The sequence below is a fragment of the Nocardioides mangrovicus genome, from assembly GCF_003674065.1.
GTDB lineage: Bacteria > Actinomycetota > Actinomycetes > Propionibacteriales > Nocardioidaceae > Marmoricola > Marmoricola mangrovicus.
In genome coordinates, this window is sequence record NZ_RDBE01000001.1 from 92,567 (window position 1) to 108,471 (window position 15,905).

Here is a 15,905-nt window from a genome sequence, read left to right on the forward strand (position 1 = left end):
GGCCGTCAGAGCCCGGGAATCGAGATGCCCAGGAGCGCGAGCAACGACTTCGGTGACAGGCTGCTGGCCAGGTTGCTCGCGGCCGACTGCGTCATGCCGCCGAACTTGTTGGTGCAGGCCGACATCGCCCCGGGCAGGTCCTTGTACTGGCCGAGTGCCGAGCTGCAGAACGCGGCGGTCTGGCCGAGCTGGTTGAGCGTCTTGACCACGGGCGTCACGACCGGGGCCGGGTCGGGAGTGGAGACGTGCACCGGGGGACTCGAGACCGGGGCCTTCGGCGTCGAGGAGGAGCCCGACCCACTGCCGCTGTGGCTGTTGTTGCCGCTGCTGCCGTTCTGGTTCCCGCTCGAGCCGGTCGGGGCGGCGCTGGGCGCCGCGACGTGGACGCTGGCCTTGCTCGGCTTGGGCTTGGCCAGCTTCGCCTTCGGCGTGGCCTGTCCGCCGCCGGAGCCGGACTCGGGGTAGCTGAAGGTCTGGCCGCCGGAGATGCCGTTGGGCACCGCGGTGTAGTCGCCGGCCTGGTAGGCCTCCATGATCCGCAGCACGAGGTCGACGTAGGCGTCGGAGTGGTTGTAGCGGTAGACCGCCGCCTTCTGGCCGGTGGTCTTGGCCAGGTCCTCGGTGCCGGAGCAGAGGTACACGCCGGTGGCCAGGGAGGCGTCGTCGATGTCCTGGGGGTTGCGCTGGCCGTCGCCGTCGGCGTCGACCTTCACCACCTGCCAGGTGCTCGGGATGAACTGCATCGGGCCCACGGCGCGGTCCCAGGTGGTGTCCTGGTCGAGCTCGCCGCCGTCGGTGTCCTTGATGGCCTGGGTGCCGTCCTGGCCGTCGAGCACAGGCCCGAGGACGCCGGGCTTGGAGACGCCGTTGGACTCCAGCACGTTGCCGCCGTAGCGACCGTGGTCGGACTCCACACGCCCGATCGCGGCGATCAACTCCCAGGGCACGTGGCAGGAGGTGTCGGCGGCGTCGATGATCTGGGCGGCGCGCTGGTAGGCCGACAGCGCGGCCGAGGGGATGCCGCTGGTGGAGGCGCCGTTGGCGACCGCGTCGGCGTCGCCGTCGGGTACGCCCGGGGCGATCTGGCCGCTGACCGGCAGGTTGGCCGGGGCCTGGATGGCCTTGCTCGGGACGGTGGTGCCGTCGGGCAGCGTGCCGTCGTGGCGCGCCTTCCCGGCGGCGTCGGCCGAGCCGAAGCCGGCCATGCTCACGGTCCAGCCGCCGCAGAGCAGCGCGATCGGGACCAGGACCGCGGCCTTCTGCCGACGGTTCAGCTCATGCGTAGCCATGCGGACGAACATCTCCCTCTGACGACCACCTCGACGAGGTGGTGGCCGTCCCCTGGTGCTGCTCCTACCCGTGACGCGAGTCACTGAAACCACGAAAGGTACGACTGTATTACTCACAGGTAACGTTGGCTAGGGGGCCAGGTACCCAGCGCTTGTCGCAGCGCGGGAGAATGCCGGTGTGTCACCAGTCGATCCGCCGCAGTCCGCCGCCTGGATGCAGCGGGCCCGCCGCGTCATCCCGGGCGGGGTGAACTCGCCGGTCCGCGCCTTCCACGCCGTCGGCGGCACGCCGCGGTTCATGGCGTCGGCCAGCGGCGCCCGCCTCACCGACGTCGACGGCATCGAGTACGTCGACCTGGTCGGCTCGTGGGGTCCGATGTTGCTGGGTCACGCGCACCCCGAGGTGGTGGCGGCAGCGCAGGCCGCGGCGGCGCGCGGCACGTCGTTCGGCACGCCGAGCGCCACCGAGGTGGAGCTGGCCGAGGAGATCGTCGAGCGGACACCGACCGAGCAGGTGCGGCTGGTCTCCTCGGGCACCGAGGCGACGATGTCGGCCATCCGGCTGGCCCGCGGGTTCACCGGCCGCGACCTGGTGGTGAAGTTCGCCGGCTGCTACCACGGCCACGTCGACTCGCTGCTGGCCTCGGCCGGCTCGGGCCTGGCCACCTTCGGCATCCCCGGGACGCCCGGAGTGCCCGCCGCCGCCACCGAGGCGACGCTGGTGCTGCCCTACAACGACCCGGTGGCGGTGGAGAAGGTATTCGCCGAGCACGGCGACCGGATCGCCTGCCTGGTCACCGAGGCGGCCCCCGGCAACATGGGCGTCGTGCCGCCGGAGGCGGGCTTCAACGAGCTGCTCGCGCGCACCTGCCGCGAGCACGGTGCGCTGTTCGTCAGCGACGAGGTCATGACCGGCTTCCGCGCCTCGCGCGAGGGCATGTGGGGCCTCGACGGCAAGGTGGAGGGCTGGGCGCCCGACCTGATGACGTTCGGCAAGGTGATGGGCGGCGGCTTCCCGGCCGCTGCGTTCGGCGGCCGCGCCGACGTCATGGCGATGCTCTCTCCGGAGGGGCCGGTCTACCAGGCGGGCACGCTCTCGGGGAACCCCGTCGCCACCGCGGCCGGGCTCACCACGCTGCGGCTGGCCACCGAGGAGGTCTACGACCGCGTGGGCCACGCCTCCGACGTCGTCGCGGCGGCCACCACCGAGGCGTTGACCCGCGCGGGGGTGCCGCACGTGGTGCAGCGGGTGGGCACCATGTTCAGCGTGTTCTTCACCGACGCCGAGCAGGTGCGCGACTTCGACGGCGCCGGGGCCCAGGACACCCGTGCCTACGCCGCGTTCTTCCACGCGATGCTCGACGCCGGGGTCTACCTGCCGCCGTCGGCCTACGAGGTGTGGTTCACCTCCGCCGCCCACACCGAGGAGGACCTCGACCGGATCGTGAGCGCCCTGCCCGCCGCTGCGGATGCGGCTGCGGCATGACCAGGACGATCGTGCACCTGCTGCGGCACGGCGAGGTGGAGAACCCCGAGGGCATCCTGTACGGCCGGCTGCCCGGCTACCGCCTCTCCGCCCTGGGCGAGCGGATGGCCGAGCGCGTGGCCGAGCGCATCGGCCAGCGCGACATCACCGCCGTCGTCGCCTCGCCGCTGGAGCGGGCCCAGCAGACTGCCACGCCGCTGGCGACCGTGCGCGCGCTCGAGCTCGGCACCGACGAGCGGCTCATCGAGTCCGGCAACGTCTTCGAGGGCAAGCCGTTCGCGCTCGGCGACGGCGTGCTGCTCAACCCGCCCGCCTGGCGCTACCTGTGGAACCCCTTCAAGCCCTCGTGGGGCGAGCCCTACCGCGAGGTCGCCCACCGCATGTGGGCCGCCGTGCTCGACGCGCGCGCGGCCAACGAGGGACACGAGGCGGTGCTGGTCTCCCACCAGCTGCCGGTGTGGATCACCCGGCTCCTGGCCGAGGGACGTCGCTTCGTGCACAACCCGCGCACACGGCAGTGCACCCTGGCCTCGCTCACCTCGCTCACCTTCGACGGCGAGCACCTGGTCAGCGTCGGCTACTCCGAGCCGGCCGGCGACCTGATCCCGGCCAAGGACCGCAAGCAGAACTTCTCCTCCGGCGGCAAGCGGTGAGGTACCTGCTCGGCGTGGTGGCGCTGCTGCTGGTGGCCGGCTGCGGCACCGACGCCAGCACCGGCGACAAGGGCTACGTCTCCGGCGAGGGCACCGTCTCCACCTACAAGGCCGCCGAACGCAAGAAGGCGCCGGCCATCTCCGGCACCACGCTGCAGGGCAAGAAGGTCTCGGTGGACACGCTCGCGGCCGGCCGGCCCACCGTGGTGAACATCTGGGCGTCGTGGTGCGGCCCGTGCCGCCAGGAGGCCAGCACCTTGATCAAGGCGTCGCAGAAGCTGGGGTCGACGGCCAGCTTCGTCGGCATCAACGTGCGCAACCCCGAGGGCCGGGCCAGCGGGCTCGCCTACGAGCGCCGCTTCGACGTGACGTACCCGAGCATCTACGACCCCGAGGGTCGCACCCTGCTCGGCATGCCCAAGGGCATCACGGTCTACGCGATCCCCAGCACCATCGTCCTCGACGGGCAGGGGCGCATCGCAGCGACGATCGTCGGCGCCGTGCCGAGCGCGCTGACGGTTGAAGAGCTCGTGAAGAGCGCGGCATGACCGGCTACCCGATCCTGCTCGACGTTGGCTCGTCCTTCGCCCAGACCGCCTCGTCCGGCTCGTTGCTGCTGGCCGTGCCGGTGGCCCTGGTCGCCGGCCTGGTCTCGTTCTTCTCCCCGTGCGTGGTGCCGCTGCTGCCGGGCTACCTCTCCTACGCCACGGGCCTGTCGGGGTCCGACCTGGAGAACGCACGCCGGGGCCGGATGGCGCTGGGCAGCCTGCTGTTCATCCTCGGCTTCTCGGCGGTGTTCGTCTCCTACGGCGTGCTGTTCGGCGCGGTGGGGCAGTGGCTGGTGGAGTACTCCCGGCCCATCACCGTGGTGCTCGGCGTCATCACCGTGCTGGTCGGGCTGGCCTTCCTCGGGCTGGTGCCGTGGCTGCAGCGCGACGTGCGCGTGCACCGGGTGCCCGCCGTCGGGCTGGTGGCCGCACCGCTGCTGGGCGTGCTGTTCGGTCTGGGGTGGACCCCCTGCATCGGGCCCACGCTGGCCGCGGTGCTCTCGCTGTCGACCCAGGAGGCCTCGGCCGGGCGGGGTGCGTTCCTCACCTTCGTCTACTGCTTAGGGCTCGGCGTGCCGTTCCTGGTGGCGGGCCTGGCCTACCGACGGATGCTCGGCGCGGTGCGATGGGTGCGTCGCCACCAGGCGTGGGTGACGCGCGTGGGCGGGCTGATGCTGGTGGCGGTCGGCGTGCTGCTGCTCACCGGCTGGTGGGACGTGCTCGTGGCCGACCTGCGTGACGTGTTCTTCCCCGGCTTCACTCCCGGCGTATGACGCTCACCTCGACGCGTCCCGAGACGCCGCCCTCCGAGCCGCCGGACCTGCGTCCGCGCGAGCTGCTGCGCTGGGCCTGGCGGCAGCTGACGTCGATGCGCACGGCGTTGATCCTGCTGTTCCTGCTCGCGCTGGCGGCCATCCCGGGCTCGGTGGTGCCGCAGAACGGGGTGGACTCGCTGCGGGCCTCGCAGTGGCGCGAGCAGCACAAGACGCTCGCACCGATCTACGAGCGCCTCGGCCTCTTCGACGTCTACGGCTCGCCCTGGTTCGCCGCGATCTACCTGCTGCTGGTGGTCTCGCTGGTGGGCTGCATCCTGCCGCGCACGATGGTCTACTGGCGCGCCGCCCGAGCGACGCCGCCGCCCGCGCCGCGCCGCCTCACCCGGCTGCCCGAGCACCGCACGTTCACCACCACGGTCTCGCCCGAGGACGTCCTGGACCGAGCGCGCCGCCAGCTGCGACGACGTCGCTACCGGCTGGCGCCGCAGGAGGAGGGGACGGTGGCGGCAGAGCGCGGCTACCTGCGCGAGGCCGGCAACCTGCTCTTCCACGTGGCGGTGCTGGTGGTGATCATCGGCTTCGGGCTCGGCTCGCTGCTCGGCTTCAAGGGCGGCGTCATCGTCGTCACCGGCGACGGCTTCAGCAACCAGCTCAGCCAGTACGACGACTTCACCCCGGGCACGATCTTCAAGCCCAGCCAGCTCGAGCCGTTCAGCTTCACGGTGCACGACTTCCACGTCGACTTCATCAAGACCGGACGCTCGGCGGGCGCAGCGCACAAGTTCTACGCCGACCTCGACGTCCGCAAGTCCTCGGGATCCTCGAGCACCCGGGAGCGGATCTCGGTGAACCACCCGCTCACCGTCGACGGCACCAAGGTCTTCCTCATCGGGCACGGTTACGCCCCCCACATCACGGTGCGCGACGCGGAGGGCAACGTTGCCGCGTCCGGGCCGGCGGTCTTCCTGCCCGAGAACGAGAGCTTCACCTCCTTCGGCGTGGTGAAGGCCTTCGACGCCCAGCCGACGGCGATCGGGCTGGAGGGCGAGTTCTACCCGACCTACGCCTTCTCGAACACGACCGGCCCGTTCTCGGCGTTCCCCGACGACGAGGACCCCGCCCTGTCGATGCTGGTGTGGCGCGGGAAGACCGGCACGGATCCCGGGAGCAACCAGTCGTCGGTGTACGCGCTCGACAAGGGTGACCTGACGCCGCTGAAGACGTCCAAGGGCGTGCAGCAGCGCATCGACCTCAAGCGCGGGCAGACCGTGCAGCTCGCCGACGGCGCCGGATCGGTGACCTTCGACGGCGTCAGCCGCTTCGTGCGGCTGCAGGTCAGCGACCGTCCCGGCAGCGGCACCGCACTGGTCGGCACCGTGCTCGCGCTGCTCGGCCTGCTGGGCTCGCTGTTCGTGCGGCCGCGGCGGGTCTGGGTGCGCGTCAGCGATGCGGGGGACGGTCGTACGCTCGTCGAGGCGGCAGGGCTCGACCGGTCGAGCGGCGGTGACCTGTCCGGTGAGCTGGACGACGTCGTGACAGGGATGCAGGAGAGCACGTGAGCCACGAGCAGTTCGAGATCCTCAGCAACCAGGCCGTCGCCGCCTGCGCGATCCTCTACTTCCTGGTGTTCTTGGCCCAGGTGGCGGCCTGGGTGACCCGGCCGCGCGTCGCGGCGGAGTCCACGAGCGTCGAGGCGCAGGGCCAGGGCGGCGTGGCCGTCGCGGCCCCGCCGGCCACGGGCGGACCAGTCTCCGACCGCTCCGACTACTGGTCGCGGATCGCGCTCACGCTGACGGTATTCGCGGCGCTGGTGCACTTCGTCGCGCTGGTCTCGCGCGGGCTCGCGGCCGACCCGGTGCGGGTGCCGTGGGGCAACATGTACGAGTTCACCCTCACCGGCACCTTCGTGGTGGTGGCGCTCTACCTGGCGATGTACAAGCGGTTCTCGCTGGCCTGGATGGCGCCGGTCGTGTCGCTGTTCGTGCTCACCGTGCTGATGCTCGACGTGCTGGTGCTCTACGAACCGGTCACCCCGCTGCGCGACGCGCTGCAGTCGCCGTGGCTGGTGATCCACGTGGTCGCCGCGATCCTGGCGACGGGTGCGTTCACCATCGGCGGGATGTGCTCGGTGCTCTACCTGGTCAAGGAGCGCGCCCTGGCCCGCGGCCGCGGCACCACCGGCTACCTGGCCTCGGTGCCCGAGCTGCGCTCGCTGGACCGGCTGGCCTACCGCTGGCACGCCTTCGCGTTCCCGGTCTGGACCTTCGCGGCGCTGATCGCCGGCCCGATCTGGGCCGAGCACGCCTGGGGCAGCTACTGGAACTGGGACCCCAAGGAGGTCTGGGCGTTCATCACCTGGGTCGTCTACGCCGGGTACCTGCACGCCCGCGCCACCGCCGGCTGGAAGGGCTCCCGCGCCTGCTGGGTCGCCCTGATCGGCCTGGCGACGCTGTGGTTCAACTTCGTCGGGATCAACTTCTTCTTCGGGTCCGGGTCGCAGCACTCCTACGCCGTCGAGGTCGTGAGTCGGGTCGTCGGGGGCTGAGGTCCCGGGTGTGCGCGTGGGGGCTGTCCGTCGCGGGCGGGTTGTGGCGGGGGTTTTGCCGGGCACCCGGCAAAACCCTGGGAAATCGGCCTCAGTTTCAGTCGATCTGACGAGTTTCGGTAGCTCGCCGTCCGACATGCGAGGGTTGCGCAGCTGACATCCCAGCCGTCACATCTGCCTCAAGATTCACCGGGCACCCGGCAAAACCCCCCGCCGTCGGGCCCGCCGCCTCACTCCTCCGGCCGGTGCTTGCGCTTGCGATCGAGCTCGCGCAGGAAGTCCTCGTCGTCGTCGGGGCCGAGGGGGCCGCGGGGGCGCGGGTCGGGCGCCGATGACTGGGAGCCCGGGTCGGCGTTGCGCCGGTTGATGCTCCAGAAGACCGCGTAGATCACCGCGGCGATGATCAGCAGGTACAGCAGGACCCGGAGCACGTGGCCAAGGGTAGAGGCGCCCGGCAACCGGCGGCTCCGTAGGCTGCTCCTGTGCGCGACTTCTGGGTCTACAACGTGCTGCGGATCGCGCTGTTCCTGGCCACCGCCGCCGTGGTCTGGGGGATCTTCGCGCTGTTCGCCGACGAGACCATCAACCTGGTCCTGGTCGCCGCCATCGCCGCCGTCGTCTCCGCGGTGCTCTCGTGGCGGCTGCTGGCCGGTCCGCGCGAGCGCGCGGCCTCGGCGATCTCGGGCCGGGCGTCGCGGATGACCGAGGCGTTCGAGGAGCGGCGCGCGCGGGAGGACGCCGAGTCGGCCTCAGGCGAGGAGCGGTAGCCGCGAGGCGAGCTCGGCGCCGGGCTCGGCCGTCGCCACGGCCTGCACCACGTGGCGCGTGTGCGTCAGGGACGCTTGCGAGGGGCCGGGCAGGTCCAGGTGGGCCACCAGGTCGAGGTGGTGCACGGTGGCCTCGACGACCAGCGTGCTGAGCAGGTCGGCCACCCGCAGCGCGTGGCCCTGGGTGGCCACGACCGCCTCGGGGTCGGCCTGCGACGCCGCGTGCGCGGCCGCTCGCGTGGTCTCGGCGTAGAGCCCCCGCAGCTGCTGCCAGCGGCTGAACATGCTGGCCGAGACACGCGCGAACCGGCGGCCGCTGTCGTCGCCCACCGGGTCGTCGCCCCAGTCCTGCCAGTAGCCGACGGCGTCGCGGTCGGGGGCGGTGTCGGTGGGGGTGTGGAGCGCGACGAGCGCTCGCTGGGCGTCCATCGCGCAGTGGAACACCAGGTCGCGCACCGCCCAGCCGACGCAGCCGGTGGGGGCGTAGCTGGTGTCGTCGTCGATCCGGTCGAGGACGGCGGCGACGTCCTCGTAGGCGTCCAGGCTCACGCCACGAGCATGCCCACGAAGATGCCGATCGCGCACACCAGCTCGCCCAGGCCGGTGCTCTGCAGGACCGGCACGAGGTCGCGTCCGGTGGCGCCGGACTGCACCGCGCGGGTGCCCGGGTTGGCCACGCCGAGCCCGATCAGCCCGAGCAGGGCCCACCAGCTGGTAAGCGCGGCCAGCACCACGACGGCGACCAGGGCCAGCAGCAGGAGCAGTACGTAGAACGTCCGGGTGCGTCGGTCGCCCAGGCGTACGGCGAGGGTGCGCTTGCCGGCCAGCTCGTCGGTGGGGATGTCGCGCAGGTTGTTGGCCACCAGCAGCGCGCACGCCAGGCAGCCGATCGCGACGGCGGTGGGCACCGCGTCGAGCACCGGTCGCCCGAACCGGCCGGCCTGCACGTACGTCGTGCCCACCACGGCCACGAGCCCGAAGAACACGAACACCATGACCTCGCCGAGCCCGGCGTAGCCGTAGGGCCGCTTGCCGCCGGTGTAGTACCAGGCGGCCAGCACCGCGAGCGCGCCGACGGCGACCAGCCACCAGGCGGTGGCCGCGGCGAGCACGAGCCCGGCCACGGCGGCGAGGCCGAAGGCCGCGAAGGCGGCGGCCTTCACCTGCCCGGGCGCGGCGGCGCCCGAGCCGACGAGGCGCAGCGGGCCGACGCGGTCGGCGTCGGTGCCGCGGATGCCGTCGGAGTAGTCGTTGGCGTAGTTGACGCCCACCTGCAGCGCCAGCGCGACCACCAGGGCCAGCGCGGCGCGCCACCAGACCTCGACCCCGGCGTAGGCCGCGACTCCGGTGCCGGCGAGCACCGGCGAGACCGCGGCAGGCAGGGTGCGCGGTCGAGCCCCCTCGAGCCACTGCGCCGCGGTCGCCACGAAGGGGGAGACTAGCCCGGTGGCAGGTCTGCGCCCGGTGTCGGGTTCTCGCGACGAGGTGGTCGCGCTGCTGGAGGAGTGGCTCGCCGTCCCCGATCCGGCGCCGCTGAGCGTGGAGACCTCCGGGTCGACCGGCCGGCCCAAGCGCGTGCTCCTCTCGCGCCGAGCGGTGCTCGCCTCGGCCACCGCCACCCACGACCGGCTCGGTGGGCCCGGGGAGTGGACGCTGCTGCTCCCGGTCACCTACGTCGCCGGACTGCAGGTGGCGGTCCGCTCGCTGCTGGCGGGCACGCCGCCGAACGACACGCTGGGCGAGGGCCGCTACGTCTCGGTCGTGCCCACCCAGCTGCATCGGATGCTGGCCGAGCCGGACCAGCGCGCCGCGCTCGCGGCGTACGAGGCGGTGCTGGTCGGCGGCGCGTCGCTGGACCCGGCGCTGCGCGCGGCCGCCGAGCAGGCGGGCGTGCGCGTGGTGGCCACGTACGGCATGAGCGAGACGGCCGGCGGCTGCGTCTACGACGGCCTCGCGCTGCCGGGGGTGGGCGTCCGGATCGGCGACGACGGACTGGTGCGGCTCGGCGGCCCCACGCTGTTCGACGGCTATGACGGCGATCCCGAGCTCACCGCGAGCGTGCTCGACGACGGCTGGTTCGTCACCAGTGATCTCGGCGAGCTGGTCGAGGGCCGGCTGCGGGTGCTCGGCCGCGCCGACGACGTGGTCAACTCCGGGGGCGTGAAGGTGCCGGCGACGGCGGTGGCGCGTCGGCTGCGCGAGCACCCCGGCGTCGAGCACGCCGAGGTGGTCGGCGTCGAGGACGAGGAGTGGGGGCAGCGCGTGGTGGCCGTGGTGGTGGGCAGCGCCGGCCTGGAGGACCTGCGTGAGTGGGTGGCGCAGGTGCACCCGCGCAGCTGGGCGCCGCGCGAGCTGCGGGTGGTGGAGGAGATCCCGCTGCTGGGCAACGGCAAGGTCGACCGCATGGCGCTGCTGGCATGACGCGCACGAGGGTCTGGTCGGTGCCGATGCGCACCCGCTTCCGCGGCGTCGACGTCCGCGAGGGCGTGCTCCTCGAGGGCGAGGCCGGCTGGGGGGAGTTCAGCCCCTTCCTCGAGTACGACGACCCGGTGGCGGCGCCCTGGCTGGCCGCGGCGCGCGAGGCGGCCGACGTCGGCTGGCCCGAGCCGCTGCGCGAGTCGGTGTCGGTGAACGTGACCGTGCCCGCCACCGGTGCCGAGCGCGCGGCGCGGATCGTGCGCGAGGGCGGCTGCACGACGGCGAAGGTGAAGGTGGCCGAGCCCGGGCAGAGCCTGGGCGACGACCTGGCCCGGGTGGAGGCGGTGCGCGACGCGCTGGGCCCCGGCGGCCGGGTGCGCGTCGACGCCAACGGCGGCTGGGACGTCGATGCGGCGGTGGAGGCGATCCGGGCCCTGGACCGGGCCGCCGGCGGCCTGGAGTACGTGGAGCAGCCCTGCGCCGAGGTCGAGGAGCTCGCGGCCGTGCGCCGTGCGGTGGACGTGCCGATCGCCGCCGACGAGTCGATCCGCCGGGCGGCCGACCCCTACCGGGTGCGCGACCTCCGGGCCGCGGACATCGCCGTGCTCAAGGTGCAGCCGCTCGGGGGTGTGCGCGCCTGCCTGCGCATCGCCGAGGACATCGGGCTGCCGGTGGTGGTCTCCAGCGCGCTGGAGTCCAGCGTCGGCATCGCGGCCGGCGTGGCGCTCGCCGCGGCGCTGCCGGAGCTGCCGTACGCCTGCGGACTGGGCACGGTGCAGCTCTTCGCCGACGACGTCAGCGAGCCCCCGCTGCTGCCGGTCGACGGCGCGCTGCCGGTGATGCGCGCGACCCCCTCGTCGGAGGCCCTCGACCGGCTGGAGGCCGCCCCGGAGCGGGTGGCCTGGTGGGAGCGACGGCTGGGCCGGGTGGGTGACCTCGCGTGAGCTCGGCCGATCTCGCCCGCGCGGTGCTGGACCTGCTGGTGCGCAACGGCGCCGAGCACGCCGTGCTCTCGCCCGGCTCCCGCAGCGCGCCGCTGGCCTTCGCGCTCGAGGAGTACGAGCGAGCCGGGATCCTCACGCTGCACACGCGCATCGACGAGCGCACGGCCGGGTTCCTGGCGCTGGGCCTGGCTCGCGGCAGCCGCCGTCCGGTACCGGTCGTATGCACCAGCGGCACCGCCGCCGCCAACCTGCACCCGGCGATGCTCGAGGCCGCTCACGGCGGGCTGCCCCTGGTGGCGGTGACGGCCGACCGGCCGGCGTCGCTGCGCGGCACGAGTGCGAACCAGACCACCGACCAGGTGGCCCTCTTCGGCGACGCCGTGGCCTCCTGGGACCTCGCGACGCCCGAGGAGCTGGCCGGCGTCGTGGTGGGCGACGGTCCGGTCCAGCTCAACGTGCAGTTCACCGAACCTCTGGTGCCCAGCGCCACAACGGCCCCACCCGTCAGTCGTTCACCAGGGTGCCATGGTGAACGAGCGACGGACGGGGCACCGCGGCGCCGGTGGGCCGAGGCCCCCGACGCCGTCCGGCTGCCACCTGGCCCGCGCACGGTCGTGGTCGCCGGCGACGGCGCCGGACCCGCCGCCCGCGGCCTGGCCGAGCGCGCGGGCTGGCCGCTGCTGGCCGAGCCGAGCAGCGGGTCGCGCACCGGCGCCAACCCGATCCGCACCTACCGGCTGCTGCTGGCCGGCGAGCTGGGGCGGCAGGTCGAGCGGGTGGTGGTGTTCGGGCACCCGACCCTCTCCCGTCCGGTCAGCCGGCTGCTGGCCGAGGCCCCCGAGGTCTATGCCGTCCCGCCCCACGGCCGCTGGCCCGACCTGCCCACCCCGGTCACCGGCACGGCCCCCGGCTATGCCGCCGAGGCCGACGACCCGGCCTGGCTCGAGGCCTGGCGGGCCGCTGACCGCGCACTCAGTCAGCTCCTCGACGGCCTCGTCGAGGAGCAGGGGCTGGGACCGCACGCCGTCGCCCGCGAGGTCAGCGCGGCCGTACCGCCCGGCGGCAGCCTGTTCGTCGGCGCCTCCAACCCGGTGCGCGACCTGGACCTGATGGCCACCACCTACCCGGTCGGCGAGCGGCGCCGGGTGCTGGCCAACCGCGGCCTGGCCGGCATCGACGGCACGGTCTCCTCGGCCATCGGCGCTGCCCTCACCCGACCGGGCCAGCGCCATCTGGCGCTGCTGGGCGACGTCACGTTCCTCCACGACGCGACCGGGCTGGTGATCGGGCCGGCAGAGCCGCGTCCGGACCTCACGATCGTCGTGGTCAACGACGACGGCGGCTCCATCTTCGCCACCCTCGAGCAGGGGGCTCCCGCCTTCGCCGACCGCTTCGAGCGGCTCTTCGGCACGCCCCACGGCGTCGACCTGGCCGCCCTGTGCGCCGCGACGCGCACCCCGCACTGGCGGGTGGGGTCGGTGCCCGAGCTGCGGCAGGCGCTGAGCACCCCCAACGGGGGCGTCGAGGTGGTCGAGGCGCGGGTGCGGCGCGACGACCGTCGCGACGTGGACGAGCGGATCCGGGGACTGGTCGGATAGGTTCGAGGGGTGGGGTGGTTCGGACGGCGACACTCCCGCGACGGGTCGACCGAACCCGTCGCGGCGCAGCCCGACCCTGGACTGCCGATGTTCCCCGACGGTGCGCGAGCCGCTCGGTTCGCGTCGCTGGCGATGCGGGTCTTCGCCGAGCACGGCATCGAGTGCAGCTACGACGACGGCTTCCTGCGCGGCAGCGACGGGCGCAGCTACGGGCTGACCAACGTCGCGCTGGTGGCGGCGGCAGGCACGGACCGGCACTGGCGCGAGCTGCTGGAGCAGCACGTCGGCGGCATCGTCGCAGCGCACGCAACGCCGCGGCAGCGCGACCTGGAGGCGGTCGGCGACCGGCTCTACCTCCGGCTGTGGGCCGCGGCCGACCTGCCCCATCGCCCCGATGGGGTCAACGGCTTCGGCGAGCCGCTGGGCGAGGGGCTGGTGGGGCTGGCCGCGATCGACCACCCCGAGCACGTCGAGACGCTGACCGGCGGCCACGACATCGGGCTGCTCGGCGGCTGGGACGTGGTGCGCCGCACGGCCCTGGCGAACCTCGCCGCGCTGCGCGCCGACGACGTCGTCCCCCTCGGCGACGACCCGCACTCCCAGGTGCAGCTGAGCATCGGCGGCTTCTTCAACGCCAGCCGCGTCTTCACCATGGAGCGGTTGCTGCGGGAGGACTTCTTGCTGGAGGAGCCCTCGCACGGCGTGCTGCTCGTCGTCCCCAACCGGCACCTGGTGGCGGTGCACCCGCTGCGCTCGGCGGGCATGGTGGAGGCCGTCCACACCCTGACCCGGCTGGCCCGCGCCGAGTCCGAGGTGCCCGGCGGCATCAGCCCGCACGTCTGGTTCTGGCGCGACGGCTGGGTCGAGCAGGTCACCCGGTCTGCGGAGGAGCCCGACACCGTCGAGCTGCACGTGGCGGGCCTGCTGGAGGTCGCGATGCGCGAGCTGGACCTGGTGGAGGACCCGGGAGACTCCGGCACCTAGGAGAATGGCGCCGTGGACATCGCTGTCGGTCTGGTCGGGCTCGCCACGACCGTGCTCCTCGTCACCGGTCTGTGCAAGCGCTTCAACCTGGCCTCGCCGCTGGTGCTCATCGTGGTGGGAATCGTCGTCAGCTACATCCCGCAGATCCCCGACGTCGAGCTCAAGCCCGAGGTGGTGCTCTTCGGACTGCTGCCGCCACTGCTCTACTCGGCGTCGCTGACCACCTCGCTGGTCGACTTCAAGGCCAACCGCCGCGTCATCGGGCTGCTCTCGGTCGGCCTGGTGGTGTTCACGACCGCCGGGGTCGCCGTCGTCGCGCACTGGCTGGTGCCCGACCTGCCCTGGGGTGCGGCGTTCGCCATCGGAGCGGTGGTGGCGCCGCCGGACGCGGTGGCCGCCACCTCGATCGGCCGCCGGATCGGGCTGCCGCGGCGCATCGTCACGATCCTCGAGGGCGAGTCGCTGCTCAACGACGCGACCGCCCTGGTCGCGCTGCGGACGGCCATCGCGGCCACTGTCGCGGCCGGCACCGTCGCCCGAGACTTCCTCCTCGCGGCCGGCGGCGGGCTGCTGGTCGGGCTGGTCGTCTACTGGGTCGTCGCGCGCGTGCGCCGCCACGTCACCGACCCCCTGCTGGACTCCGGGCTCTCGTTCGTCGTGCCGTTCGGGGCCTACGTCGGCGCGGAGTCGATCCACATCGGCGAGGCGCACGGCAGCGGGGTGCTGGCGGTGGTCGTGGCCGGCCTGCTGCTGGGTCACAACGCGCCGGTGCTGCAGACCGCGCAGTCGCGGATCCAGGAGCGGATGAACTGGAGCAGCATCGCCTACCTGCTGGAGAGCACGGTCTTCCTGCTGATCGGGCTGCAGGCCGCGCGGATCATCAGCGACGCGCGGGCCGAGGGACTCAGCGGCGGCCGGGTGGTGCTGATCTGCGTCTCCGTGCTCGTCGCGGTGATCGTGCTGCGGCTGGTCTGGATGTTCGCGACCCGGCTCCTCCTCACCGGCCAGGAGGGTGGCGACCGCCGGCGCCCGCCGCCGAAGTACGCGCTGCTGCTGGGCTGGGCCGGCATGCGCGGCGTCGTCACCTTGGCCGCGGCCTTCGTCATCCCGGTCGGCACCGAGCACCGCGACGTGCTGCTGCTGGTGGCCTTCGCGGTGGTGGCGGGCACGCTGTTCATCCAGGGGCTCACGCTGCCCTGGCTGGCGCGGCGGCTCGACGTGCCCTCGCCCGACCCCGGCGCCGACGCGCTGGCCCGCGCGAACCTGCTGCAGCAGGCCTCGCAGGCCGGTATGAGCTACCTCAAGGAGCTCAAGCAGGACGACCCGTACGGCGTCGTCGCCCAGATCAAGGAGCGGCTGGAGCGCCGCAACTTCGCGGCGTGGGAGTCGGTCGGTGCCCGCGACGAGGAGACGCCCACCGAGGTCTACACCCGGGTTCGGCGGGAGATGATCGACGCCGAGCGCGGTTACGTCTTGGAGGCCCGCGACGAGGGGCACATCCCCAACGAGGTCATCACGCGGGTGCTGACCCAGCTCGACGTCGAGGAGTCGATGCTGGAGAACTCCGAGCGCGAGCGAGCCCGGGTGCGCGACGCCGTGCGGTCCGTGGCGATCGACGGCGGGTGCGACCACCTGCGCGAGGAGCGCCCGCCGGTCGAGCCGACCAGCCCCGGCGAGTGCGCCGCGTGCGTCGAGGAGGGCCTGGCCTGGGTGCACCTGCGCATGTGCCTGACCTGCGGCACCGTCGGCTGCTGCGACTCCTCCATCGGCCGCCACGCCAGCCGTCACTTCCACGAGACCAAGCACCCCGTCATGCGCTCGGTCGAGCCGGGCGACGACTGGCGGTGGTGCTTCGTCGACCGGATCACGGGCTAGGCGACGAAGGTCGGCTCGTCGT

16 protein-coding genes are annotated in these 15,905 nt (G+C 73.2%); 12 read left to right on the plus strand and 4 right to left on the minus strand.

Translation table 11 applies throughout. The features are described 5' to 3' along the window. Window positions 1-5 precede the first annotated feature (5 nt). Window positions 6-1,289 (minus strand): lytic transglycosylase domain-containing protein, encoded by a 1,284-nt coding sequence (locus tag D9V37_RS00420; RefSeq protein WP_158604333.1) that lies wholly within the window; start codon window positions 1,287-1,289, stop codon window positions 6-8. 214 nt (window positions 1,290-1,503) lie between these two features. Between D9V37_RS00420 and hemL the strand changes: the two genes are divergently transcribed. From hemL to ccsB, 6 genes are read left to right on the plus strand one after another with little or no spacing between them, the layout of a single operon-like run. Beyond that, entirely contained in the window at window positions 1,504-2,775 is a 1,272-nt protein-coding gene (gene hemL, locus D9V37_RS00425; RefSeq protein ID WP_121804176.1) for a glutamate-1-semialdehyde 2,1-aminomutase, read from the plus strand. Continuing rightward, on the plus strand, window positions 2,772-3,428 hold the full coding sequence (locus D9V37_RS00430; protein WP_121804177.1) for a histidine phosphatase family protein: 657 nt from the start codon (window positions 2,772-2,774) through the stop codon (window positions 3,426-3,428). Before hemL ends, D9V37_RS00430 begins: the two co-directional genes overlap by 4 nt. Continuing rightward, on the plus strand, window positions 3,425-3,976 hold the full coding sequence (locus D9V37_RS00435; protein ID WP_121804178.1) for a TlpA family protein disulfide reductase: 552 nt from the start codon (window positions 3,425-3,427) through the stop codon (window positions 3,974-3,976). Before D9V37_RS00430 ends, D9V37_RS00435 begins: the two co-directional genes overlap by 4 nt. Continuing rightward, on the plus strand, window positions 3,973-4,749 hold the full coding sequence (locus D9V37_RS00440; RefSeq protein ID WP_121804179.1) for a cytochrome c biogenesis CcdA family protein: 777 nt from the start codon (window positions 3,973-3,975) through the stop codon (window positions 4,747-4,749). Before D9V37_RS00435 ends, D9V37_RS00440 begins: the two co-directional genes overlap by 4 nt. Further along, on the plus strand, window positions 4,746-6,311 hold the full coding sequence (gene resB / locus D9V37_RS00445) for a cytochrome c biogenesis protein ResB (protein WP_121804180.1): 1,566 nt from the start codon (window positions 4,746-4,748) through the stop codon (window positions 6,309-6,311). Before D9V37_RS00440 ends, resB begins: the two co-directional genes overlap by 4 nt. Further along, a complete protein-coding gene (gene ccsB / locus D9V37_RS00450) occupies window positions 6,308-7,297 on the plus strand; it encodes a c-type cytochrome biogenesis protein CcsB (protein WP_121804181.1) in 990 nt (329 codons plus the stop codon). Before resB ends, ccsB begins: the two co-directional genes overlap by 4 nt. A gap of 230 nt (window positions 7,298-7,527) precedes the next feature. Here ccsB and D9V37_RS00455 read toward each other — a convergent pair whose 3' ends face one another. After that, window positions 7,528-7,728, minus strand: coding sequence for a hypothetical protein (locus tag D9V37_RS00455; protein WP_198412302.1), 201 nt, complete (start codon window positions 7,726-7,728; stop codon window positions 7,528-7,530). A 51-nt stretch (window positions 7,729-7,779) separates the two neighbouring features. Between D9V37_RS00455 and D9V37_RS00460 the strand changes: the two genes are divergently transcribed. After that, window positions 7,780-8,064 carry a DUF4229 domain-containing protein gene (locus D9V37_RS00460; RefSeq protein ID WP_121804183.1) on the plus strand — a complete coding sequence of 95 codons (285 nt, stop codon included), beginning with the start codon at window positions 7,780-7,782 and terminating at the stop codon, window positions 8,062-8,064. Here the strand turns inward: D9V37_RS00460 and D9V37_RS00465 are convergent. Beyond that, window positions 8,047-8,613 (minus strand): maleylpyruvate isomerase N-terminal domain-containing protein, encoded by a 567-nt coding sequence (locus D9V37_RS00465; RefSeq protein WP_121804184.1) that lies wholly within the window; start codon window positions 8,611-8,613, stop codon window positions 8,047-8,049. The genes D9V37_RS00460 and D9V37_RS00465 overlap by 18 nt on opposite strands. After that, entirely contained in the window at window positions 8,610-9,491 is an 882-nt protein-coding gene (locus tag D9V37_RS00470; RefSeq protein WP_121804185.1) for a 1,4-dihydroxy-2-naphthoate polyprenyltransferase, read from the minus strand. The genes D9V37_RS00465 and D9V37_RS00470 overlap by 4 nt, the downstream gene beginning before the upstream one ends. Before the next feature lie 19 nt (window positions 9,492-9,510). On the opposite strand from D9V37_RS00470, the gene D9V37_RS00475 reads away from it, so the two are divergent. Genes D9V37_RS00475 through D9V37_RS00495 form a run of 5 tightly spaced genes read left to right on the plus strand, consistent with a single transcriptional unit; the run spans window position 9,511 to window position 15,883 of the window. Further along, window positions 9,511-10,485 carry an AMP-binding protein gene (locus D9V37_RS00475; protein ID WP_232524662.1) on the plus strand — a complete coding sequence of 325 codons (975 nt, stop codon included), beginning with the start codon at window positions 9,511-9,513 and terminating at the stop codon, window positions 10,483-10,485. Beyond that, window positions 10,482-11,426, plus strand: a complete 945-nt coding sequence (locus tag D9V37_RS00480) for an o-succinylbenzoate synthase (RefSeq protein WP_121804187.1) — start codon at window positions 10,482-10,484, stop codon at window positions 11,424-11,426. Before D9V37_RS00475 ends, D9V37_RS00480 begins: the two co-directional genes overlap by 4 nt. Continuing rightward, a complete protein-coding gene (gene menD / locus D9V37_RS00485; RefSeq protein ID WP_121804188.1) occupies window positions 11,423-13,024 on the plus strand; it encodes a 2-succinyl-5-enolpyruvyl-6-hydroxy-3-cyclohexene-1-carboxylic-acid synthase in 1,602 nt (533 codons plus the stop codon). The genes D9V37_RS00480 and menD overlap by 4 nt, the downstream gene beginning before the upstream one ends. 9 nt (window positions 13,025-13,033) lie before the next feature. Next, on the plus strand, window positions 13,034-14,008 hold the full coding sequence (locus tag D9V37_RS00490; RefSeq protein WP_147455826.1) for a hypothetical protein: 975 nt from the start codon (window positions 13,034-13,036) through the stop codon (window positions 14,006-14,008). A 12-nt stretch (window positions 14,009-14,020) separates the two neighbouring features. Continuing rightward, a complete protein-coding gene (locus tag D9V37_RS00495; protein WP_121804190.1) occupies window positions 14,021-15,883 on the plus strand; it encodes a Na+/H+ antiporter in 1,863 nt (620 codons plus the stop codon). The last annotated feature ends 22 nt before the right edge of the window (window positions 15,884-15,905 follow it).